Below are 23472 nucleotides of genomic sequence, written 5' to 3'. Positions count from 1 at the left end.
TTCGTATAAGCGCCCGCGCCCCGTTCGTCGCTTTCATCGTGAACGGCGAACGGGGCGCGGGCTGCTTTCCACTTCGGCTCCATCCCGTTCGCGCAGCGCTTCCGGGGCGCTACTCCACCGGATAGCTGCCGAGCACCTTCACCTCGCGCAGCTTCAGGCGCAGGCAGTTCAGGGCGGTTTGCACCTCGAGGTCTTGCGTGGAGCCTTCGATGTCCACGAAGAACATGTAATCGCCGAGCGCCTGCTTGGTGGGGCGGCTTTGAATCTTGACCAGGTTGATGCCGGCGTAGGCGAATTCGGATAAGATCATGAGCAGCGCGCCGGGGCGGTCGGCCTGCAGGAACAGGGCCAGCGACGTCTTGAACTTGCTGCCCGTCAGCACCGGGACATGGCCCTGGCGGCCGATGAGCGCAAACGACGTCTGGTTGCCGAAGTGATCCTCAATGCCCGTTTCGGCCACGCGTGCCCCGTAGAGCTGGGCGGCGAAGGCGTTGCCGATGCCGGCGACGGACTTGTCGGACGCCGCGCGTCGCGCGCTGTCGGCGGTGGACGCAACCGTAACGGTGGGGATGCCGTGGAGGTTGTCGTTGAGATAGCGGCGGCACTGGGCCAGGCCCTGCGGGTGGCTGGCAACCGTTTTCACGTCGTTCAGGGTGGCCTCGGGATGCATGATCAGGCAATGATGGATGTCAAGCACATGCTCGCCCAAGATGGTGGCGCTCGAACGGAACGCGAAATTGTCGAGCGTGGCGGTCACCGGCCCTTCAAGCGCGTTCTCCGTGGCCACTACGCCGTACTCGCATTTCCCGCGGTCCACGCAGTCGAACACCTCGGACAGCGAAGGGCATTCGATCAGCTGCGGGTCGTCTATGCCTAAACGTTTGGCGAATGCGCGCGCAGCCTCGTCGTGGTAGGTTCCGGCGGGGCCCAGGTAAGCGAACGCGGATGGGGGTTCAGCGGTCATGCGAAGCTCCTTCATGCAGATTTATTCATTTATCTTGCGAAGATATGATAACGGTTCTGTATAAAAAAGCGCGAGTGATAACATAATGAACAGGAGTGGAGACGACTGGGGATGGAAGTCTGCGATTTCATCCCCAATCGGCGAAGGCGCGTGCGCGCGTTTCACGACGGAAGGCCCGGGTTCTGCAAGCCCCGCGCTTTCCGTCGCGTTGCGTGCGGCGCCATCCAGGCTGCAAGCTCGATCGCCGGCATAAGCCGAGCATTGGCCGCGCGCTCTTTGCGTATCTTTGCTCCATATGCAAAAGGGCCTGGAAACAGGTCAGACGAGATACACCTGTAAGGAGGTGTGCGTATGGAAGGAGAGGCCGCAATGTCCGCGTTCGCGAACATGCTCGAGGCCAGGGGGGTCACGCGTCGCGACTTCATGAAGTTGTGCGGTACCGTGGCCGCTGCTGCCGGGCTGTCCCAGTTGACGGTCCCGCAGGTAGCCCAGGCTCTCGAGACGTCCGTCATCGGCGCCACGAAGGGTAACCTCTACCCGGTCATCTGGGTCGAAGGCGCATCCTGCACCGGCTGCACCGAGTCGTTCGCCCAGGCTCAGACGCCCAACGCCGCAGAGGTGGTGTTGGACATGATCTCCCTGAACTACTCCGAGACGTTGTCCGCTGCAGCGGGCTACTCCATGGAGGAGGCCAAGGAGCAGACCATCGAGGCCGGCGACTACATCCTCATCTACGAAGGCGCAATTCAGGAGAAGTGGGGCGGCAACGCCCTGCGCGTGGCTGGCAAGCCCGGCACCGAGCACCTGATCGAGGCCGCAAAGAACGCCAACGCCGTGGTCGCGCTGGGCTCCTGCGCCGTCAACGGCGGTTGGATGGGCGCAAAGCCCAACGTCACCGATGCCATGGGCGTGCAACAGTACCTCAAGAAGGCCGGCATCAACGTGCCCGTCGTCAACGTCCCCGGCTGCCCGGCCAACCCCGAGTGGCTCACCAGCTTGCTTGTCGACGTTGTGCTCATGAAGCTCAAGCCCGCCGATTTGGACCTCAACTCCGAGGGCAAGCCGGCCGGCATCTTCAACCAGACCATCCATGACAACTGCGAGCGTCGCGGCCACTTCGAGAACGGCGAGTTCGTTTACGAATTCGGTTCCGAAGAGGAGAAGAAGGGCTACTGCCTGTATCCGCTCGGCTGCCGCGGTCCCCAGACCAAGTCCAACTGCGGCGTGGTCATGTGGAACGACCGTCGCAGCTGGTGCGTCCAGGCCGGCGCCCCCTGCATCGGCTGCTGCGAGGCAAACCCCAACGACCCGGGCCAGAACTGGGTCGAGGTCAACACCCCGTTCCTGAAGCGTCACCGCAGCCTGCATATCGGCGACTGGGACGTGCAGCCCACCACCATCGCCGTGGGCGTGACCGGCCTTCTGGCCGCAGCGCTCGTGGTGCACGGCTTCGGCATGAAGGCCACCGGCCGTATGGACGGCGGCGCGGACTTCGAGAAGAAGCGCGCCTGGGATGCCAAGCACCCCGAGAAGTCCGTGGGCACCTACGAGGTGTCCGAGGCCGAGCGCCAGAAGATGTACAAGGAAGACACCGGTCACGACGACCCCAATGCAACCAAGGAAGGGAGGTAAGCCATGACGCGTTCCGTAATCGATCCCGTAACCCGTATCGAGGGCCATCTGCGCGTTGAGATGGAAGTCGAGAACGGCAAGGTATCCGACGCCTGGGTATCTGGTGGCTGCTTCCGCGGCATCGAGCTGGTCGTTGAGAACCGCACGCCCGAGGACGCTGCCCAGATCGTGCAGCGTATCTGCGGCGTTTGCCCCGTGTCTCACGCCCACGCCAGCTCCATCGCTGCCGAGAAGGCTTATGGCATCACCATCTCCAACAACGCCCGCATCATCCGCAACATCCAGGAAGGCGCCCAGTTCCTGCACAGCCACATCCTGTGGTTCTACAACCTGGCCGGCCTTGACTACGTCAACCCGCTGAACGCGCTGAAGGCCGACCCGGCCGACGCCATGGATCTGGCTCGTGCTGCCGGCACTTCCATGAACAGCGACTTCGTTGCTCTGAAGGAGCATCTGTCCCAGTTCGCCGAGAACGGCCAGCTGTCCATCTTCAGCGGCAACTGGTTCGATGCCGAGGACGGCACCGGCTTCAAGCTGCCGCCCGAGCTCGATCTTATCTGCACGGCCCACTACCTGGAGGCCCTGGGCATGCAGGCCAAGGCTTCCCAGATCAGCGCCCTGCTGGGCGGCAAGATGCCGCATATCATGACCCTGCGTCCGGGCGGTACGGCTTTCGTGCCCACCGACCAGAAGCTCGACGACCTGAAGCTGCTGGTCGACGAGCTGTACAACTGGGTCGAGGCGACCATGATCCCCGACGTGCTGGCTATCGCCCCGTACTATGCTGATGCTTTCGGGTACGGCAAGGGCCCGGGTCGCTACATCGCTTGGGGTGTCTTCGAGCGCGAGGACTTCAAGATGTCCAACCGCTACCTGCCCTCCGGCGTGCTCGACGAGAACCTCAACCTCTCCGAGCCTGACGAGAAGGCCATCGCCGAGTGGGTCGGCCGTTCCTGGTACAAGGGCTCCGAGACCTATCAGGCGCCGAACTTCACCACCGAGCCCCAGTACACCGACTACAACGTGAACGATCGCTACACGTGGGTGAAGTGCCCGACCTACAACGGCAACTCCATGGAGGCCACCAGCCTTTCCCGTGTCCTGGCAGCTTACAAGCGCAACGTGCCGTTCATCAAGGAGCATGTTGATGCGTTCCTCAAGGCCCTTGGCCATGAGGGCGACCTGTCCGTGGCTCAGTCCACGCTCGGCCGTACCGCCATCCGCCAGATTGAAACGCTCTACATCGCCACGTGCATGAAGGAGTGGGTCGATGAGCTGATCGAGGCCGTGAAGTCCGGCGACTCCGAGTACTTCCGCGCTCCTGAGACCAACACTGGCGAAGGCTCCGCTTTCTGGGAGGCCCCGCGTGGCGCCCTTTACCACAGCGAGTCGGTCAAGGACGGCAAGATCCAGGGTTACCAGATCATCATCCCGTCCACGTGGAACCTGGCTCCGAAGAACGAGAAGGGCCAGCACGGTCCGCTCGAGGAGGCTCTGATCGGCGTGCCGGTGGGCGATATCGAGAAGCCCATCAACGCGCTTCGCACGGTGCACTCCTTCGACCCCTGCACGGCCTGCTCGGTTCATATCTCCGAGCCTGCTACGGGCAAGCGTTTCGAAACCGTCACGAGCCCTTGGGGGGTGAAGTAACATGGCGCATCTGGCACACTATCGTGAAGCTCATCCGATGCCGTTCGTGATCACGCACTGGATCAACCTTGTTGCCATGGTTCTGCTGATTTTCACCGGCTTTTATATTCACTACCCCTTCTTCTGGGGTTTTGAGTCCATGGCCCGCGGTCTGCACGTGTTCTTCGGCTTTGTGCTGTTCATCAACTGCATCTGCCGTTTGATCATGGCCTTCATCGTGAAGTCTTCACCGACCGGCGGTACCCGCAAGCAGGTTACCGACTACAAGACGTGGCTTCCGCAGAAGGATAACCTGCATCAGGGTCCGCAGTGGATCAAGTACTATCTGTTCTTCAAGAAGGATCACCCGCTGTCCGCTAAGCTGGGCGTTCCGCAGAAGATCAGCTATCTGTTCATCCCCGTGCTCATCATTCTGATGTTCTACACGGGCCTGGCTCTGTGGGTTCCCACCTCTGAGATCCCGTTCTTCGCAGCGGGCACGTCTCTGGTGGGCGGCATCATGAGCATGCGCATCATCCACTACTTCATGATGTTCGTGTTCATCTGCTTCATGTTCATCCACATCTACCTGGCCAACGTTGAGGGTATCGCTCCTACGCTGCTCATGTTCTTCCATAAGGAGCATGGCGGCCTGGTCTACGATCCCGACATCCACAACATCATCGGCGAGGATGACATGGGTCACGGCAAGCAGCACTAGTTTTTAGCTATCTGCCATTGCAGCTGATTTGAAAGCCCGATCGCTTCGGCGGTCGGGCTTTTTTTGCATCTTGAGGTAACGGGGTCGTGCATGGAATCCTGTGGCGATTTTTGCCTTGCGCCGACAATGCGCTGACGTGTGGGTACAATTATCTGAAATCTTATTGTGTGCGTCATATCCCCTGATAGATTGGTTATGTATGGCTGAGCTAACCAAAGAGCAGATTGCTTGCGAAGAGAAGTTCCTTGAAGATATTCCCCGTTGGAACATCGGCGCGCTGTTCCTGCCTCCCGTTTGGGGTCCGGCTCATGGCTTCTGGGCTACCATCTTGTTTTATCCTTTGTGGCTGGTTGCCGATAATTTGTTTTATGCTGCGTACTCTGAACGCACGCCGCTTGCGATTGCGTTTGCTGTGATTATCGGCCTTGTGTTGGTTGCGGTCACGTTTTTGTTTTCTCGGCTGAGCCAGCCTTTTGCGGCGCATCGTGCGGTAGCTCGAGGCGTTTCCAAGGAAACGTACGTGCGTCGTGAACGTATCTGGGCTGTGGTATGCATTGTGATTGGGCTTGCGATGCTCGGCTTCGCTACGTGGTACAACTTGATGATCCGTCCGGGGATGGAGGGTTAAAGCATGGCTTGCGAGGAGGATAGCTGGGGTTTGCGCGAATACGTCGCCAGCAATGTGGCAGTTCCCGAGGAACTGCGCCCGCAGCGTGTGGCGGTCCTTTGCGTTGGCAATCGATTGATGCTTGACGATGGCGTCGGGCCTGCCGTTTATGACGAGCTTATGGCGTCGTATGACATCCCGGATAACGTTGAGCTGTTGGACCTTGGTTGTTTGTCTCTAGCCATGATCGATCGTGTGCGAGAATTCGACGTGATCCTGACTGTCGATGCAGTTGATGATTCCGGTCAGCCTGCTGGCACGGTGCTTCGTTATGCGCCCGATGCGATGGCGCGCCATGTCGGTATCACGGCAAGCTTGCATGACTTGAAGCTGATCGACTTGTTCGATTCCGCCGCGCTATTGGGATATCAGGCTGAGGGCCTGTGTTTGGGTATGCAGGTGGAAAACGCTTCTCCTGCCGAAGCGACCGAAGGGCTTACCAGGCCTGTGCATGATGCGTTGCCGCTGCTGGTAGACGTTGTGGTTGGTGAATTGGCACGACTGGGGTTCCCGTTATCTCCGAAGGCTTCGATAGAGTAGTCTGCTGAGCCTATTTGGTTTTCGCTCGTTATTTCGTAGGTTTCTGGGCGTCTCCCTGCATTATTGGGAGGCGCCCATTTTTGTTTTGAACATAATCACCCAAACGGGCAGGTTGGGGAAGATATTCGTTAAACGGAAGCACTTGCTTAAGTGATTGCTAATCGGGATAGCTCATGGGCTGCAAAGAACCGTCCTCATCTGCATGCGTTCGCGATAATTGATGGAGTCTAATGCGAACGACTATTGGTTCACTTATAGCTTTACTGGGTTTTAGGCGCCTCATTTAACTCGTTCATTTTCCGCTGTTCGGGCAAAGATCGCATAAGAAGCACTCTTTGCATTTCGGGCGACGGGCGATGCATGTTTGGCGGCCGAACAGCACCCACTGGTGATTAATCGGTCCCCAGTACTGCCTCGGATAAAGCTTTAGGAGCGCGTCTTCAGTTTTCTGGGGCGTATCCGCCGAGGGTCCCACCAGCTTCAGCTTGTGCGCGATACGGAACACGTGCGTATCCACCGCAATGCCCTCCACAATGCCGAAGGCTTCATTGAGCACCACGTTGGCGGTTTTGCGTCCCACGCCCGGCAGTTTTTGGATCAACGTCATATCTTGTGGAATCTCTCCGCCGAAGTCGCTGATCACCATTCGAGCGCATTTGACGCAGTTCGCGGCTTTCGCATGGTGGAAGCCGATGGTGCGGATGATCTCCTCTACTTCGTTTACATCGGCATTGGCTAGTGCATGCGACGTTGGGTAACGTTCCCATAATGCTGGCGTGACTTTATTGACACCCTTGTCGGTGGTTTGCGCTGACAACAATACCGCTATAGTCAGTTTGAAGGGGTCACCCCAATAATGCAGCGCGCACTCAGCGGCTGGAAAGTGCTCGTCCATTCTCTGGGCGATGGCTATCGCGCGTTCCCTTTTTTCCTTCATCAACTCGCGCGGCATGGGCGATCCTTCCGATTCCGGGTTATTTCAACAGCAGTATATCGAATGATATTGTACGCAGCTTTTACGCTGTAAAATCGTTATGTTATCTGGATATATAAACAACACCGAAGCCAACAGAGTAGGCATAGGAGAACCCGAATAAAACCAGATGAATCAAGAATTCACCTTGTGTTCTCCTTCTGATATCAAACCTGCTTGTTCGGGCGTTTGGCGCGGCTGTCTGGCCGGTTCCTTCGGCTTTGTGTAACGGCTTTGCTCGTTCTAATGGAAAGCTGCCGTGAAGATTTGGAACACGAACAGATGTTGCTGTTTACGTGTGGCTTGGGCTTGGCGTCTCGAGCGATGAAGAAGGTGCGTGATACACTTTTCACCTTGAAAAACGCGCGGCTTCATCGAAAGAAAGCTGCGCAAGCAGGCCCGGACGCGTATGGCCGTATCCGGGCTGGCCGATGGTGATGGGGGAATGCAGCATATGCTTATCGATTCTCTGCGCTTCGCGCTCGAGCGCTCGGAATGCTTGGATGGGTTTTGGTCCAATCTCGATGCCGGCGACGATGGCACGTTGGGCATCGCGAACAGCGCACGGCCGTTCATGGTCGCCGCGCGATTCTCGCATAAGCCGCAGTCCACGCTTGCGGTGGTGGCTGGCGAGGATGCGGCGGTGTCGTTCGCTCGCAGCTTGTCGGCCTATCTGGGCGAGGACAAGGTGCTGCGCTTCCCCGAGCGCGCCGATCTGCCGTTCGACAAGAAGCACGCGGATCTTGCCACCGTTGCTCGGCGTATGGAGGCGGCGCATGCGCTGCAGACCGGACGGCAGGTGGTCGTTGTCGCAAGCGCGCGGGCGTTGCTGCGCACCTTGCCGCCGGCCAATGCCAACGCATCGACGCCGCTGTCTTTCGTCTGCGGCCAGGAGCTGGCAGACATGCCGGGCGCGCAGGCTACGGGCATCCAGGATTTCGACGGTCTTATCCATGCTCTGGAATCGCGCGGGTTCTCCAACACCGGCGAGCTTGATGGCCCCGGCACGTTTTGCACGCGCGGCGGCACCGTGGATGTGTACCCGGGAAACCTGAGCTTCCCCGTTCGCCTTGACTTCTTCGGCGACGAGCTGGACGAGATCCGCCGCATCGTGCCGTCAACGGGCCAGACCATCTCAAGCCTGCAAAACGTCGATATCTATCCCGTCGTCGAGTTCTCCTGCAGCAAATCGGGTCTGGCACGTGCGCGTAAGAAGCTTGCGGCCCAAGCTGGGTCGAATCCGGCGTTGCGCAGCGTTTCCGAACATTTGGAGAACGCTGAGGGCGGATTGCGCTTCGAGGGAAGCGACGTGCTGTTGCCCTACCTCTATGATAAGCCGGTCACGCTCGGCGCCTATCTGCGCCGTGACGCGCTTTCGGTGCTTATCGAGCCGCGAAGCCTGTTCGATGACATGATGCACGCCAGCGAGGAATTGGAAGCGAAGGCCAAGGGCACCAACATCGCCCTTGAAGGGCTGTTCTGCCCGGCTCCGCAGGTCAGCTTCGGCGAGTGTCAACGTGCAACGTACGTGTCCATCATGCGCGTGGGCGGAAACGTGGATGTCGAGCTGCCGGTGAAGCGCGTCGAGGCGGCGGGACACCCCGATAAGCTGTTCGGCCGTCTGCGCACGCTTGTCGATGACGGCTACACGGTAGTATTTAGCGCCCCGAACCGCCGAAGCCGCGCCGATATGATGCTCGCCTTCGTCGATCACGGCCTTCCCATTCAAGAATGGCTTGATGCCGAGGAAAACCCCGATGATTCCGACGGGCAGAAGAAGCGCCGCCTGCGCCGCGGGGTCGTCAACGTCGTCGACGTGGACATCCCGTTGGGAATGATCATCCCGAAGGCGAAGCTCGGCATGGTTAGCGTGTCCGACACCCAAGGGGCCTCCACCGCGCGTCCTAGCCGCCATATCGACATCACCGAGATCACGTTCCCGTATAAGCCGGGCGATTACGTTGTGCACGCGCAGCACGGCATCGCGCACTTCAAGGAGCTGGTGCGTCGCGAGATCGACGGCACGGCACGCGATTACCTGCTGCTCGAATACGCCGAAGGCGACAAGCTGTTCGTGCCGGTCGAGCAACTCGACCGCGTCACGCGCTACGTCGGTCCCGAGGGCTCCACGCCGCGATGCACCCGACTGAACACGGCCGACTGGTCGCGCGCCATGAAGAAGGCGAGCGCGGCCACCAAAAAGCTCGCGTTCGACCTGGTTGACGTGTACGCACGCCGCGCAAGCGCACAAGGCTACGCCTTCGGTCCCGACACGCCGGCGCAGATCGAGATGGAGGAGGCGTTCCCGTATCGGGAAACCCCCGATCAGCTGGCTGCCATCGCCGACGTGAAGGCCGACATGCGCAGCGCCAAGCCCATGGATCGCCTGGTGTGCGGCGACGTCGGCTTCGGGAAAACCGAGGTGGCGCTGCGCGCCGCCTTCGCCGCTACGCAGGATAAGAAGCAGGTTATGGTGCTGTGCCCGACCACCATCTTGGCGCAGCAGCATTTCACGAACTTCAAGGACCGCTTCGAGCCGTTCGGCGTGACCGTCGAGGTGCTCAGCCGCTTCCGCACGCCGCAGCAGCAGGCTGCGGCGCTCAAGGGCTTCGCCGACGGCAGCGTGGATGTGCTGGTAGGCACGCATCGCCTGCTGTCGCGCGATGTGAACCCCCATGACCTGGGCCTGGTGATCATCGACGAGGAGCAGCGCTTCGGCGTGGGCCACAAGGAGCAAATGAAGAACCTTCGCGAGAGCATCGACGTGCTCACGCTTTCGGCAACGCCGATCCCGCGCACCATGCAGATGTCGCTGTCGGGTGTGCGCGACATGAGCCTCATCCTCACGCCGCCCGACGATCGACGCCCCGTCGAGGTGCACGTCGGCGAGTGGGATCCCGATGTGGTCAGCGCCGCCATCAGGCGCGAGCTTGCCCGAGGCGGGCAGGTGTACTACGTCTCCAACCGCGTCCGGTCCATCGAGGAAGCAGTGAGACGCGTGCAGGCCGCAGCCGGGGAGGCGCGCGTGGGCGTGGCGCATGGGCAGATGGACAAGGACTCGCTGGAGAAGGTGATGGAGGAGTTTTCCGCCGGACAGCTTGATGTGCTGGTGGCAACCACCATCATCGAGTCCGGCATCGACAACCCTCACACGAACACGCTCATCATTGAGGATTCGCAGCGTTTGGGCCTGGCACAGATGTATCAGCTGAAGGGGCGCGTGGGCCGTGGCTCCACCCAGGCGTACGCGTTCTTCATGTTCCCCGAACACGTTAACCTTACCGAGGAGGCGCAGGCACGTCTGACGGCGTTGGACGAGCATACCGACCTGGGAAGCGGCATGCGCATCGCCATGCGCGACCTTGAGATCCGCGGCGCCGGAAGCCTGATGGGCGCCGAGCAGTCGGGCAACATGTCGGCGGTCGGCTTCGACCTGTTCGCGCAGATGCTCGGCGCGGCCGTGAACGCCACGCGCGAAGGCGACCTGAAGGCCGCCGAGGGGCTACCGCCGGCGCTGTCCGATATCACGGTGAACCTGCCGGGCCGCACGTATCTGTCTGAGGAATACGTGCCCGAAGCCGACGAGCGGGTGCTGTGGTATCGCAAGATCGCAAGCGCTGCAACCGTCGGCGCCGTGGAGGACATCTACAACGATTTGGCGGGCAAGCGTCCCGATATGCCACAGGAGGCGCAGAACCTGTTCGAGAAGGCGCGCATCAAGGCGTTTGCCAACGAACATCACATCAAAACGGTGTCGGTGGTGGCCGGCAAGCTGGTGGTGGAACCCATCGACATCCCGCGCGACAAGATGGTGCCCGTGCGTCGCGCCGGGGGCCGCTATCTGTCGGACAAGCGCAAGCTGCAGCTGCCGCTGAAGTATTTCCGCCTTACGGAAAAGGACAACCTGTTCGGCCCCGTGGCGAAGTTCCTGCGGGAAATGCACGGCGAGGAGTAGCGTTCGGGGCGCGTAGGAAGCGAAGAGGAGAGACAGCTAGGCAAGTGTGCCGAAGCATCGACTCGCTTTACCGTCAGGTGGAATCGGCTTCGCGCGCCCTGCCACATGGCGCGCCCCCGATTATGTCATGGCGTTAAGGTAGCGCTCGACGTCATCGATGAGGGGCGCAAGCCGCACGACGCCGGTCATGGGGACGGCCTTGCGGGCAAGCAGGCCTGGCTTGTACACGATCATGGTAACGGTTTCGTCGGCATAGATGCGGGGCAGGGCGGCATCGCCGGTTTGCGCCGAAACGCCGGAGGGGACATCGGCCGCTATGGTGAACGGCGCGTCCTTCGCCTTGCCCGCCGCCTTCGCATGAGCCGGCGTGCGCTTGCCGGCCTGTGGATGCCGCGCGCCGCCTATCCGCTTGCGGGTCAGCTTGCCGTGGAATCGCCGGCGGTTCGCAAGCTGTATCCAGGTTGCGTACGGTTCGCGCACCTGCATGCCGGAGAAGCCCGTCCCGAGGATGGCGTCTACCACGCCGCTGGCGCGATCGAGCTCGCGCGACAGCTCTTCCGGCGTCGGCGCGACCAGCACGGAAAGCGGCCATCCGTGCGCTTCGGCGGCGGTAACCGCCTCGAGCGCAGCCGTTCGCGCAGGCTCGGCGGAAAGCTGCTCGGGCGGTCGCGGGCACGCAAGCGCAACGGGCCATCCGGTTTGCGCGAGCGCGCGTCCACATACCCAGCCGTCGCCGCCGTTGTTCCCGCTTCCCGTTAAGATCAAGATCGGCGCTGGGTCGGGAACCCACGAGCGCATTTGGTCGGCTATGGCGCATCCGGCGCGCTCCATCAATGCGCCAAGCGAAGTTCCGCAAGCCGCGATGCGCTGCTCCAATTCGGCAACCTTGCCCACATCGAGCACGTGCGTGCGCTCGCGAATCTGCTTGATGCCATCCTCGGTCATGATGCGGGTATCGCTGATAAGGCCGTTGAGCATGATGAACGGCGCCCGCCCGCGCCAGGCCCGCCATGCGCGCACGGCGAGCGTGGCCGCCCATGCGAGCACGCCAGCACACCATATAAGGGTCAAGGCCGTCTTATCGTGCACGCACAGCGACGCGAGCGCGCGCAGCTCGGCGGGAGTGGTAGGGATATCGTCTACGCCTGCGACCAGCCCGAACGCCCATGCTGGCAGTAGCACGATGGCGAACAAGGTGGCGTAACGGCAGACGATCTGCCCGCCGGATGCCGGCGCGGCATCGGGTCGAACGATGCGCAGGCGCAGCAGCTTTTGCGCGGGCGTCTGTCCGCGCGTGATCACAGGGAACAAGGCGAACACCGCGGCGATGGCCGCGCATTCGCATGTCCAGAACGTGGCGTGCTCGATACCGAAGCCTGCAAGCAGCCGGCTTCCGTTCACAGCGTGCACGGCGAAATAGCCGCACCCGGCAAGCGCTTGCGAAAGCGCAAGGTCGAGTCCGAACGTCAGCGCGCGCCGCGTGGCGGATGCGGTCGTTCCGCGCTCGGCGGCCTGCCGTGCGGCAACGCGGACATCGGGCAACACGCGCATGACCGGCCCGGCAAGCCAGAACCCGACCATGCATCCCAGCGTGTTCGTCATCAAATCGTCCACATCGAAGAGCCTATACGGGTGCTCGTAGATGCCCCAGATGCCGGTGAGCTGCGTCGTTTCGAACGACAGCGTCACGCAAAAGCCTATCAGGAGCGTCTGCCACCAAGGTCGGTGGAAGTAGTAGCGCAGGTACGCGCCGAGCGGCACTAGCAGCAGCACATTGAAAAACGCCTCGTACATATACGGGTCGCAGATGGCGGCGAGCCAGGTGGAGGGATCGTCGAGGCGTGCGGTGGTTTCGGCCAGAAACGAGCGCACGAACTGGAATGGGATAAGCTGCGGCGTCTGAGCGTACGCGACCACCGCCGTGCGATCGGCAGGCAGCGGCAACAGCACCAGGAAGTATGCGCACATCAGGTAGAACACGAACGAGTACATCGCTGCGGCATGAAGCCACGGAACGCTCCCCACCTTGCGATACTTGTAGATGAGAAACGGGGCGGTGATCAGCGCCGCTATCAGCGGGAACAGCAATACCGCCGTGGTTATGGGCATCACGAATTTCGACATGTCCGCGATCTCCTTTCGTCGCCGCTGCCGATGATGATCTGCGAGCCGGCGGCTTCCTCGCTATTCGCGGTCTGCACGATGCCGAAGCGGCCGGGAAGCTCGTCGCCGCCTTTGTCCCGGCAGGTCGCTTCGGAATCAGCGGCTTTGCTCGAGCTTGAGCAAAGCGCCGCGCACGCGTGCGGGCTTTCCCTCGCCCCAGGGCTGGCCGTTGGCGCGCACCAGCCTATGCAGCGGCACCGCGATGGCGAACGGGCAGGCCCGCGCCGCCGCGCCCACCGCCCGATGCGCGCCGGCATGCCCGATGCGGCAGGCGATATCGGCCGCCGTTGCGGTTTGCGCATAGGGGATGTCGGCCACCGCGTTCCACACCTGCTGTTGAAACGGTGTGCCGCAGGGGCTCAGCGGCAGGGAGAACGACGTGCGCTTGCCGGCCAGATACTCCTGCACCTGCGTCGCGGCCTTGTTCGTCAGCTCGCTCGGCGCGCAAACGCCCGCGAGCGGGGCTTTTCCCAGGGCGATGCGCGTGATGGCCCGTCCGTTCGCCGCCACGGTGATGGGGCCGGCGGGGGTGAAGTAGCTGTAATATGTCGGGCGGTCGCCGTCCATGAAGCCCCTTTCCTCGTTCTTGTCAGCATTATATGCCCGCCGCGCCCGCGCCGCCGCCGTCTTGGCGTAGGTGCGGTAGAATACGCACATAACCTATGAGCTTGGAAGGGAAGGGGCCAAACGTGTTCCAACCGGTTAAAATCGCGCCGTCCATCCTGTCGGCGGACTTCATGAACCTCCAGCGCGACATCGAGGCCATTCAGGCCGGCGGCGCCGGCTACGTCCATGTCGACGTCATGGACGGCCATTTCGTGCCGAACCTCACCATGGGCGTGCCCGTGGTCAAGCAGCTGAAGAAGATCACCGACATGCCGCTCGACGTGCATCTCATGATCTCGAACCCGCTTGAGCAGCTGCCGTGGTTCCTCGAGGCGGGCGCCGATATCGTCACCGTGCACGCAGAGGCCGCCGCGGGCTATCAGCTTGAGCGCGCCGTCGAGATGATCCACGCTGCCGGCGCCAAGGCCGCCGCATCCGTCAAGCCCCATACCCCCGTCGAGGTGCTCGCGCCGGTTATGGCGCAGCTCGACATGGTGCTCATCATGTCCGTCGAGCCGGGCTTCTCTGGCCAAAGCTACATCGAGGGCTCCGAGCGCAAGGTTGCGCGCACGGTCGAGCTCGCCCGCGCGGTGGGCGCGGCGCCGCTTGTCGAGGTCGATGGCGGCATCGGCGTGAAAACCGCCCCGCTCGTGGCCGCCGCCGGCGCCGATGTGCTCGTGTGCGGCTCGGCCGTGTGCGGCGCCGATGATCCTGCGGCAGCCATCGCCCAGGTCACGCAGGCCGCCGAGGCGGCTCGTGCGGCTGCGCTGGCATCCAAGGAGGCGTAGGCGTCCCATGGTGGCGAAGGTCCCGGAAAACTACGTATACCTTGATTACGCGGCAACTGCCCCGCTTTGCGAGGAAGCTGCTCAGGCTATGGCGCCTTACATGGTGCCCGGCCGCGCAAACATCGCCTTCGGCGGCAACGCCAACAGCTTGCACGTCCCCGGTCGTGCGGCGTTCTCCGCGCTCGAGGACGCCCGTCGCGCCATCGCCCGCGCTCTAGGCGCCACGCGTCCCGACGAGGTGGTCCTCACCAGCGGCGCCACCGAGGCCGACAACGCCGCCATCATCGGCCTGGCGCAGGCGGCGGCGCACGCCCGACGCCTCGGAGGCGCGGGCAGCGCCCAGCCGCACGTGGTGGTCAGCGCCATCGAGCACGATGCGGTCCTGGCCCCGGCCAAGCGCCTCGAGCAGATGGGCTTCTCGGTCACGCGCGTGCAGCCCGACCGCAACGGCTTCATAACCGCGGCCGCGCTCGAGCAGGTCATGCGCCCTGAAACGGTGCTCGTCAGCGTCATGGCGGCGAACTCCGAGGTAGGCTCGGTGCAACCCGTGGCCGAGCTTGCCCGCACGGCGCACGCCGCCGGCGCGCTGTTCCACACCGATGCCACGCAGGCGCTTGGCAAGGTGCCCGTCAACGTGGTCGATTGGGGCTGCGACGCCGCATCGTTTTCCGCTCACAAGGTGGGCGGCCCGAAGGGCGTCGGCGCGCTGTACGTGAAAAGCCGCACCCCCTTCGATGCATTTATGCTCGGAGGCGGACAGGAGGCAGGCCGTCGCAGCGGCACGCAGAACGTCTGCGGCGCGGCGGGTTTCGCCGCAGCCATCCAGGTCGCCCAGGAAAAGCAGGCCGATGAGCAGGCGCGTCTGGGGGCCCTTCGCGACAAGCTCTACGCCGCGCTTGCCGAAAAGCCCGGCGTCCGTCCCACGGTCCAGGTAACGCCCGGCTCGCAGGACTACCTGCCCAACATCGTTCACGTGCTCGTCGACGCGCTCGAAAGCGAGACGCTCATCCTGCGCTTCGACATGCGCGGCTTCGGCGTTTCGGGTGGATCGGCGTGCAGCTCGCATTCGCTTGAGCCCAGCCACGTGCTGCGCGCTATCGGCATCGATGCGGACGCCGCGCACGGGGCGCTGCGCATCTCCATGGGCCGCTACACCACCGCCGAGGATGTTCAGGCGTTCCTGGACGTCATCGACTCGGTTTTGAACTGGGAATAGGGAATCGCTCGGGGCTGCCGGAAGGCGGCCCCGACTAGGTTTGCCCCGCCGTCGATCCGCTGCGCGCAACGGTTTTCACCGTCGCGCATCGCTTGCGGCATGAGTCCGTCGCGACGCCACGCCCCGCCAAACGAACCTGCTGGCCCGAGTATCCGCCGCATCGCGCCCGCGGGTTTTGCATAACGAAAGGAGCCCGCATGGAACTGGTAACCATGCATACGCATACGAACTACACCGGCCACGGTCACGGCACGGTGGCCGAGCTGGTGGACGCCGCCGCGGCCGCCAAGCTCGGCGCCATCGCCGTTACCGAGCATTACCCCATGTCGGCGGCAATGGATCCCGACAACGTGGTCTCCATGGCGTGGGATCGCCTGCCCGATTACCTCATCGATATCGCTGCAGCGGCCGCCGCTCATCCCGAGATGCAAGTCATCCCCGGCTGCGAGATCGACTGGCTCGGTGCGCAGGAGGACCGCGACTTCTCGGCGCTCGACTTCTCCAACTTCATCCACGTGCTCGGCAGCGTGCACTATCTTGACGGATGGGCCTTCGACGACCCGGCTCAGGAGACGCGCTGGCACGACGTGGGCGTCGATTCGGTATGGCGTCGCTACTTCGAGGTGTGGTGCCAGGCCGCCAGCTGCACTGACATGCCCTTCACGTGCATGGCGCATCCCGATCTGGTGAAGAAGTTCGGTTATCGTCCCAGCTTCAATCTCCAGCCGCTCTACGATGAGGCGGCCGAGGCCGTGCAATCGAGCGGCCGCATGGTGGAGGTGAACACCTCGGGCCTCACGTACGCGTGCGCCGAGCTGTTCCCCGCGCCCGACCTTCTGCGCACGTTCTGCCGCGCGGGCATCCCGTGCTCCATCGGCACCGATGCGCATGACCCGGCCGTGGTCGACCGCAACCTCATGCCCGGGCTTGCGGCCATGTACGAGGCGGGCTACCGCTGCGTTACGGTTCCCACATCAACGGGCGACCGACGTCAGATTGCGCTAGAGTAAAGGCGGCAAAGTCCCTGTCGAAGCGGCGGGGCATACGGCCGGGGCATGCGGCCCGGGCCGTTCCAAGGGAAGCCTCATCACATGGAAGGACTTGATGGACATGGCTTCGAAGAAGATCAAGATCGAAGGCTCGAAGGGGAAGGCGACGCAGGGCGAGGGCAAACCTGAGCTTTTGCGCGTGGAGGTCGGCGGCTTGCGCGCCAAAAGCTTCCAGCTCTCGGTGGGCGCGCTCGAACAGGCGCTTCTGGCCGAGTTTCCGGCAGCGGATGCCGAGGAGTGGGACCGCACGGGCCTTCTGGTGGGCGATCCGGCGGCGCCGGTGCGGGCGGTTGCCGTGGCGCTCGACCCCACGGTGAGCGCCATCGATGCGGCAGCCGATGCGGGCGCGAACGTGCTCGTCACGCATCACCCGGCTTATCTGACGCCGCCCACGTCGTTTCAGCCGGCTTCGTCGCCGGCGCTGAACTCCGGCGCGGTGGTGTATCGCGCCATTCAGCGCGGCGTGGCTCTCATGAACTTCCATACCGCCCTCGACGTTTCCGCCCGCGCCCAGCGCATGCTGCCCGGCATGCTGGGGCTGTCGCTGCGCGGGGTGGTTGAGCCGAAGGCTGGCTGCGCCGAGAAGGGCTACGGCCAGCTGTGCGCTCCCGCCGAGAAGATGACGCTCGGCCAGCTTGCCGCGCGCTGCACCAGCGTGTTCGGCCGCGCGCCGCGCGTGTGGGGGAGCTTCGATCGCGCGGTACGGACCGTCGTCACCTGCACGGGCTCGGCGGGCCCGACGGGCCGCGCCGCGCTTGCCGCCGGCGCTGACGTGCTTGTTGCCGGTGAGGTCAAATACCATGACGCGCTCGACCTGTCCCAGGCGGGCATGGCCGTGATCGACCTGGGGCACGATACCTCCGAGCTGCCGTTTTGCGGCGTGCTCGCCGCCAGCGTGCGCGATGCGGGGGTGCCCGATGAGCTGGTCGCCGTCGTGTCGCAGCGCGACAGGTGGTCTTATCCCGAGGCAGTGCGCGTGTAACTTGCAAACCGCGCCCCGCGCCGCGGTGCGGCTGCACGCGGGGCGCCCGAACGAAAAGGATTCGCATGAGGATCGATTCCGAGGTTTTGGCCGCGTTTTTGCATATGCAGGAACTCGATGTGCAGATCATCCGCGCCGAGAAGCAGCTCCAGGAGCTGCCCGAGCGCAAGGCCGTCGCCGATGCCATGGCGAAGAGGCGCGCCGTCGCCGCCAAGGCGGAACAGGTGGAGAAGCTTGCGGCCAAGGCAGAGGACAAGCTTGCGCGCATCACCGAGGAGGATGACGGTCTGGCCGGCAAGGCCCGCCGCATCCAGGACGAAATCGAGCAGGCGCAAGGCGATTTCCGCATCGTCGATGCGCGCACCAAGGAGCTGACGGGCGTCCAGGAGCGCCGGGATGCCCTTGAGGAGAACATGCGCGCCGTCGATGCCGAGTTGGAGAAGATCAAGGCGGTGCGCGCCCAGATAGCCGCAGCCATGGAGCAGATTGAGGGTATCGAACGCAGCTCCGGTGCAGCGTTTTCGCAGAAAGGCGGCGAGCTGAAGCAACGAATCACCGACATGCAGGCCAAGCGCAAGGCCATGGCTCAGCGCGTGCCCGCCGACGACATGAAGCTCTACGAGCGTACCGCCGCAGCCACCGCCGGCGTGCCTTTGGCCTTGCTTGTGGAGGAGCGCTGCGGCGCATGCCGCACGCCCATCGAGCACGGCCGCGTCATCGACATGTGCTCCCAGGGCAACGTGGCCACATGCCCCAACTGCGGCCGTCTGCTCATCTTGCAGGCGCATTAAGGTGCTGCTTCGCTCCCTGAACGTAAGAAGGCCCCTGCTCACAGAGCAGGGGCCTTCGATTTCCCTTATGGGATGTTCCGCGAAGGTGTTACGCGCGGGTGACCTTGCCGGCCTTCATGCACTTGGTGCAGACGTTGGCCTTGCGGACATGGCCCTTGGCGTCCTTGATGGTGACCTTCTGGATGTTGGGACGGAACCAACGGTTCGTCACGCGGTGGGAATGGCTGACGTTACGACCGGCAACGGGGCCCTTACCGCAGATTTCGCAAACTTTAGACATTATTCATCACTCCATGTACCTAGGTTGCATGTATCGGCGCGAACGCCGCTCTTGCACAAAAAGCCCTCCAACTATACCACACGTACTTGCAGCATCACAAGATTATTTCGTGTTTATGCCTTGCATGCGCCATGCATGCATACCGTCTGCACAATTGCATGCGCTATACTGCCAGCAGAAGTTTCGAGCCCGCATATGCGAGCCAGAAAGGAACGCCATGAACGATACCATTCCCGGCAACCTCCATGTTGCCAACGATGTCCTGGCCGACATGGTCGGCAACGCCGCGCTCGAGTGCTACGGCGTCGTCGGCATGGCCGCACCTTCCGCTGCCGACGGGATCGCCAAGATCCTGCCCGCCAGCCGCCTGCGCCGCGGCGTGACGGTCACCGCCACCGATGCCGGCGTGCACGTGGCGCTGTACGTCGTCATCGAGTACGGCACCAATATCAACACGGTGTCCCAGAACCTGGTCGACCAGGTCACGTTCGTCTTGAAGGAGTATGCGCGCGTCCCGCTGGACGGGGTTGAAGTGCATGTGCAGGGCGTGAAGGTCCGCAAGTAGCGCGCGCCTAAGCGCCTTGCCGCCTGCCCCAATGAAGGAGAATCCCATCAATGTCTAGTACCTATACCAGCAACGACCTGGTCAACGCAATCGCGGCCGCCAGCAAAAACCTCAGCGCGCGCAAAGACGAGGTCAACCGTCTCAACGTCTTCCCCGTGCCCGATGGCGACACCGGCACGAACATGTCGCTGACGTTGGAATCCGTCGTTGCAAGCCTGGCCAAGTTGCCCATCGGCGCCTCCGCCGCCGAGATCCGCAAGGCCATCACCACCGGCGCGCTCATGGGCGCGCGCGGCAACTCCGGCGTCATCACCTCGCAGATCCTGCGCGGCCTGTGCGAAGGCTCCAACGGCTTCGACGCGGTCAGCGCCGAGTCTATCGAGTCCGCCCTGGCCAAGGCCCAGGACGTGGCGTTCCATGCGGTGCGCAAGCCCGTCGAGGGCACCATCCTCACCGTGCTGAAGGACTCCGCTGCCGCCGCCAAGTATGCCCGCAAGAAGAAGATGTCGGCCGATGAGTCGCTGTCCCACGTCGTCGAGCAGGCGTATGCCAGCGTGCAGCGCACACCCGAGCTGCTTCCCGTGCTGAAGGAGAACGGCGTGGTGGACTCCGGCGGCTACGGCCTTGCCATCCTCATCGACGGCTTCGTGGCCGCCCTCACGGGCAAGGAGGGCCCGCTCGTCGACGAGCTGGCCTTTGCGCGCGACGCCGCTCCGAAGGTCGAGATCGAGCAGATCAACGACTGGGAGGGCAGCGAGTTCACCTATTGCAACGAGTTCCTGGTGGATTCCGACGTGCTCGACAAGGCCGAGGCGCTGGACTTCCTGGCAACCATGGGCGACTGCGAGCTGTGCGTGGGCGAGGCCCCGAAGTTCAAGGTGCACGTGCACTCCAACACGCCTGACAAGGTGCTGGCGTACTTCCTGGAGCGCGGCCAGATCTCCGAGGTGTTCATCCACAACATGAAGATGCAGTCCGAGGAGCGCACCGAGAAGCTCGAGGCCGAGCAGCACGCCGAGCGCAAGCCGCTCGGGTTCGTGGCGGTCGCCGCCGGCCAGGGCAACGCCAAGATCTTGGAGTCGCTCGGCGTCGACGTCGTCGTCTCCGGCGGTCAGACCATGAACCCCTCCACGAAGGACCTGCTCGATGCCGCCGCCAAGGTCAACGCCGACGCGGTCATCTTCCTTCCGAACAACAAGAACATCATCATGGCCGCCCAGTCCGCCTGCGAGCTGTCTGACATCCCGGCGGGCGTCGTGCCCACCAAGTCCGTGCCGCAGGCCTTCGCCGCCATGTTCGGCGTGGACGGCGAGGCATCCCTCGAGGATAACGTCGAGGCCATGACCGAGGCGTTCGCCGACGTCAAGACTGGCGAGGTCACCACCGCCATCAAGGATTCCAAGGACGCCGAGGGCAACGCCATCGCCGACGGCGACGTCATCGGCATCGCCGACGGCGCCATCCATGCCGTGGGTCACAGCGTTTCCGACGTCGTCATGGGCCTGCTCGAGCACATGGAGGCCGACGATTGCGACACCTGCACGCTGCTCGCCGGCGAGGACCTCTCCGACGAGGACTTCCAGGCGCTGCAGGAGCGCATCGAGCAAGCATACGAGGATCTGGAGATCGACGCGCACCGCGGCGATCAGCCCCTGTATCCCATCGTCTTCTCCGTGGAGTAGGGCGGCAACGTGGCCGATAGGCTCGCAGCAACATTAGCCTTAGATGAACCCGCGTCGCGCGTGAAGCTGGTCAGCCCGGCTCGCGCGCAGGCGCTTGCGGGTTTGGGCGTGCGCACGGTTCGCGACCTGCTCACGCACTTTCCCCGACGCTACATAGACCTGTCGAAGCGCGAGACCGTCGCCGGCGCGCGCATCGGCGGGTCGTGCACTATCCAGGGCACCGTCCATGAGGTCAAGCTCAAGCGTCCGCGCCCCAACCTCACGCTGGTCGAGATCGCGGTGGTGGACGCAACCGGCGTGCTCATGGTCACATGCTTTCGCCAGCCTTGGCTGAAAGACCAGCTCAAGCCCGGCATGGGTATCGCCGTCGCCGGCAAGGTGGAGTTCGACTACGGCTTCAAGCGCATGGTGAATCCCTATATCGAGCAGCTCGGCGACGGTCAGGTGGCCGAGGGCATGATCATCCCCGTGCATCCGGCATGCGAGAAGATCTCGGCAGCGTGGATGCGCCGTTTGGTGGGAAACGCGCTCGATGCCGTGCAAGGCTGCTACGATCCGCTGCCGCTCGATCTGCGCGTGCGGTATCGGCTCATGACGCGCGCCGCCGCGCTGTCGTGCATCCATTTCCCGCATACTATGGAGGAGGCCGCCGAAGCGCGCCGCCGCCTGGTGTACGAGGAGCTGCTGCTGCTCGAGCTCGCGCTCATGTCGCAGGCCGCCCGTCGCGCCGCCGGCGCGCAGCCGACGGCGCATGTGGTGGACGGCCCGTGCGCGGCGGCGCTCGACTGTGTCATGCCGTTCACCCTTACCGCGGAGCAGCAGCAGGCTCGTGCGGATATCCTCGCGCGCATGGCGGCGCCCGAGGCGGCCAACCATATGCTGCTCGGCGACGTGGGCACGGGCAAAACCGCCGTCGCGGCCTTCGCCCTTGCCGCCGTGGCCGACACGGGCGCCCAGGCGGCGCTCATGGCGCCCACCGAGGTGCTCGCGCGCCAGCATGCCGCGTCGCTGGGGAAGTGGTTCGACGAAGTGGGCGTCACCTGGGGCCTGCTCACGGGTTCCACTCCCGATGACGAGCGAGCCCGCCTGCTTGAAGGCGCAGCCGACGGCGGCATCTGCGTGCTCGTCGGCACTCACGCGCTGCTCGAACCCGATGTGCGCTTCAAGCGCCTCACGCTTGCGGTCATCGACGAGCAGCAGCGCTTCGGCGTGGAGCAGCGCGCGGCGCTCCTTTCCAAGGGCGAAGCCCCCGATGCGCTCTACCTGACCGCTACGCCCATTCCCCGTACGCTCGCGCTGGCGGTGTTCGGCGATATGACGCTGTCCTACATCAAGCACCGTCCCAACGACTCGGCCCGCCGCACCACGCACGTCGTGTCGAAGGCCGATCAGGGCAGGGCTTACGATGCGGCGCGCGAGGCGCTGTCTCGCGGCGAGCAGGTGTACGTGGTCTGCCCGCTTATCGGGCAGGATGCCGAAGCGCGCGATAAGCGGGCCGGAGGTCGGGGCAGGGAAGCCGACGAGGAGGCCTACGAGTTCGCGTCCATCAGCATCGAGTCGGACGCCGATTTCGCCGGCGATAACGTCACGGCCGCAACCAAGGAAGCGTCCTATCTGCAGCAGACGGTGTTCGCCGATTGGCATGTGGAGTTGTTGCACGGGCGCATGAAGCCCGCCGACAAGGACGCCGTCATGGGCCGGTTCCGCGACAACGAAACGCAGGTGCTCGTGGCGACCACCGTCATCGAGGTGGGCGTGGACGTGCCCAACGCCACGGTCATGATCGTCATGGACGCCGACCGTTTCGGGCTCTCGCAGCTCCATCAGCTGCGCGGGCGCGTGGGCCGCGGCGAGAAGCCGGCGCAGGTGTTTTTGGTCTCCACTTCGAAATCCGAGCAGTCCTTGGCGCGCCTTGCCGCCATGGAGCGCACCGATGACGGCTTCGAGCTGGCGAAATACGACTTGTCGCTACGGCGCGAGGGCGACATCCTAGGCAATCGGCAAAGCGGGGCGAGCGCGTTGAAGCTCGTCAACATCGTGCGCGACGAGCGGGTCATCCAGGCCGCGCACGCCGATGCCGCCGCCATCATGGCGGCAGACCCCGGGCTTGCCGAGCCCGATCATCAGGCGCTCGCGCTCGAGCTTCGTCGCACGTTTCCCGAGCAGGCGCCCGCAAGATAGCCGATACGTTTCGAGCCGCGTTCTGTGACGACGCGGTTCCAGAAAGAGACCAGCTATGAGTAGTCAAGACCCGTAAGACAAGTTTTCT

General features: G+C 63.4%; 19 protein-coding genes. 14 read left to right on the top strand and 5 right to left on the bottom strand.

From position 1 onward, the window contains the following. Window positions 1–109 precede the first annotated feature (109 nt). Window positions 110–964, bottom strand: a complete 855-nt coding sequence (gene pheA / locus DW178_RS06365) for a prephenate dehydratase (RefSeq protein WP_118350196.1) — start codon at window positions 962–964, stop codon at window positions 110–112. Between the two features lie 351 nt (window positions 965–1315). Between pheA and DW178_RS06360 the strand changes: the two genes are divergently transcribed. The 5 genes from DW178_RS06360 to DW178_RS06340 all read left to right on the top strand — a co-directional run bounded on the left by DW178_RS06360 (window position 1316) and on the right by DW178_RS06340 (window position 6153). After that, window positions 1316–2596, top strand: coding sequence for a hydrogenase small subunit (locus tag DW178_RS06360; RefSeq protein ID WP_118350195.1), 1281 nt, complete (start codon window positions 1316–1318; stop codon window positions 2594–2596). A 3-nt stretch (window positions 2597–2599) separates the two neighbouring features. Beyond that, on the top strand, window positions 2600–4246 hold the full coding sequence (locus DW178_RS06355) for a nickel-dependent hydrogenase large subunit (RefSeq protein WP_118350194.1): 1647 nt from the start codon (window positions 2600–2602) through the stop codon (window positions 4244–4246). 1 nt (window position 4247) lies between these two features. Beyond that, complete coding sequence (locus tag DW178_RS06350) at window positions 4248–4946, top strand: cytochrome b/b6 domain-containing protein (RefSeq protein ID WP_042434567.1); 699 nt, start codon at window positions 4248–4250, stop codon at window positions 4944–4946. Between the two features lie 199 nt (window positions 4947–5145). Beyond that, complete coding sequence (locus DW178_RS06345; protein WP_118350193.1) at window positions 5146–5574, top strand: viscotoxin-A3; 429 nt, start codon at window positions 5146–5148, stop codon at window positions 5572–5574. Between the two features lie 3 nt (window positions 5575–5577). Continuing rightward, the gene (locus tag DW178_RS06340; protein ID WP_118350192.1) at window positions 5578–6153 is read left to right on the top strand and encodes a hydrogenase maturation protease; all 576 of its coding nucleotides are present in this window, start codon (window positions 5578–5580) and stop codon (window positions 6151–6153) included. A 292-nt stretch (window positions 6154–6445) separates the two neighbouring features. On the opposite strand, the gene nth is transcribed toward DW178_RS06340, so the two are convergent. Beyond that, entirely contained in the window at window positions 6446–7105 is a 660-nt protein-coding gene (gene nth, locus DW178_RS06335; protein WP_118350191.1) for an endonuclease III, read from the bottom strand. A gap of 475 nt (window positions 7106–7580) precedes the next feature. Between nth and mfd the strand changes: the two genes are divergently transcribed. Next, window positions 7581–11081, top strand: coding sequence for a transcription-repair coupling factor (gene mfd, locus DW178_RS06330; RefSeq protein WP_118350190.1), 3501 nt, complete (start codon window positions 7581–7583; stop codon window positions 11079–11081). Window positions 11082–11201: 120 nt separating this feature from the next. Here mfd and DW178_RS06325 read toward each other — a convergent pair whose 3' ends face one another. Both DW178_RS06325 and DW178_RS06320 read right to left on the bottom strand, forming a co-directional pair. Beyond that, window positions 11202–13205: an NAD(P)H-hydrate epimerase gene (locus DW178_RS06325; protein WP_118350189.1), complete on the bottom strand. Its 2004-nt coding sequence runs from the start codon at window positions 13203–13205 to the stop codon at window positions 11202–11204. A gap of 135 nt (window positions 13206–13340) precedes the next feature. Continuing rightward, the gene (locus DW178_RS06320) at window positions 13341–13901 is read right to left on the bottom strand and encodes a methylated-DNA--[protein]-cysteine S-methyltransferase (protein WP_118350188.1); all 561 of its coding nucleotides are present in this window, start codon (window positions 13899–13901) and stop codon (window positions 13341–13343) included. Between the two features lie 32 nt (window positions 13902–13933). Here DW178_RS06320 and rpe point away from each other — a divergent pair, with 32 nt between their 5' ends. From rpe to DW178_RS06295, 5 genes are all read left to right on the top strand, one after another. Then, window positions 13934–14638, top strand: coding sequence for a ribulose-phosphate 3-epimerase (rpe, locus tag DW178_RS06315; protein WP_118350187.1), 705 nt, complete (start codon window positions 13934–13936; stop codon window positions 14636–14638). A 10-nt stretch (window positions 14639–14648) separates the two neighbouring features. Beyond that, window positions 14649–15854, top strand: coding sequence for a cysteine desulfurase family protein (locus DW178_RS06310; protein WP_118350229.1), 1206 nt, complete (start codon window positions 14649–14651; stop codon window positions 15852–15854). Window positions 15855–16051: 197 nt separating this feature from the next. Further along, a complete protein-coding gene (locus tag DW178_RS06305) occupies window positions 16052–16864 on the top strand; it encodes a histidinol-phosphatase HisJ family protein (RefSeq protein ID WP_118350186.1) in 813 nt (270 codons plus the stop codon). 100 nt (window positions 16865–16964) lie between these two features. After that, window positions 16965–17885 carry a Nif3-like dinuclear metal center hexameric protein gene (locus DW178_RS06300; RefSeq protein ID WP_118350228.1) on the top strand — a complete coding sequence of 307 codons (921 nt, stop codon included), beginning with the start codon at window positions 16965–16967 and terminating at the stop codon, window positions 17883–17885. Window positions 17886–17950: 65 nt separating this feature from the next. Continuing rightward, the gene (locus DW178_RS06295; protein ID WP_118350185.1) at window positions 17951–18676 is read left to right on the top strand and encodes a zinc ribbon domain-containing protein; all 726 of its coding nucleotides are present in this window, start codon (window positions 17951–17953) and stop codon (window positions 18674–18676) included. Window positions 18677–18764: 88 nt separating this feature from the next. On the opposite strand, the gene rpmB is transcribed toward DW178_RS06295, so the two are convergent. Further along, window positions 18765–18956 carry a 50S ribosomal protein L28 gene (gene rpmB / locus DW178_RS06290; RefSeq protein ID WP_042434542.1) on the bottom strand — a complete coding sequence of 64 codons (192 nt, stop codon included), beginning with the start codon at window positions 18954–18956 and terminating at the stop codon, window positions 18765–18767. A gap of 217 nt (window positions 18957–19173) precedes the next feature. Here rpmB and DW178_RS06285 point away from each other — a divergent pair, with 217 nt between their 5' ends. From DW178_RS06285 to recG, 3 genes are read left to right on the top strand one after another with little or no spacing between them, the layout of a single operon-like run. After that, window positions 19174–19521: an Asp23/Gls24 family envelope stress response protein gene (locus tag DW178_RS06285; protein WP_042434539.1), complete on the top strand. Its 348-nt coding sequence runs from the start codon at window positions 19174–19176 to the stop codon at window positions 19519–19521. A gap of 50 nt (window positions 19522–19571) precedes the next feature. Further along, window positions 19572–21203 carry a DAK2 domain-containing protein gene (locus DW178_RS06280; RefSeq protein WP_118350184.1) on the top strand — a complete coding sequence of 544 codons (1632 nt, stop codon included), beginning with the start codon at window positions 19572–19574 and terminating at the stop codon, window positions 21201–21203. Window positions 21204–21212: 9 nt separating this feature from the next. Continuing rightward, complete coding sequence (recG, locus tag DW178_RS06275; protein WP_118350183.1) at window positions 21213–23384, top strand: ATP-dependent DNA helicase RecG; 2172 nt, start codon at window positions 21213–21215, stop codon at window positions 23382–23384. Window positions 23385–23472 lie beyond the last annotated feature (88 nt).

Origin of the sequence: Eggerthella sp. AM16-19 (assembly GCF_003474385.1) — a bacterium.
Lineage (GTDB): Bacteria > Actinomycetota > Coriobacteriia > Coriobacteriales > Eggerthellaceae > Senegalimassilia.
Note: the sequence above shows the minus strand (reverse complement) of the source record. Positions and strands in the feature narration are given on the sequence as shown.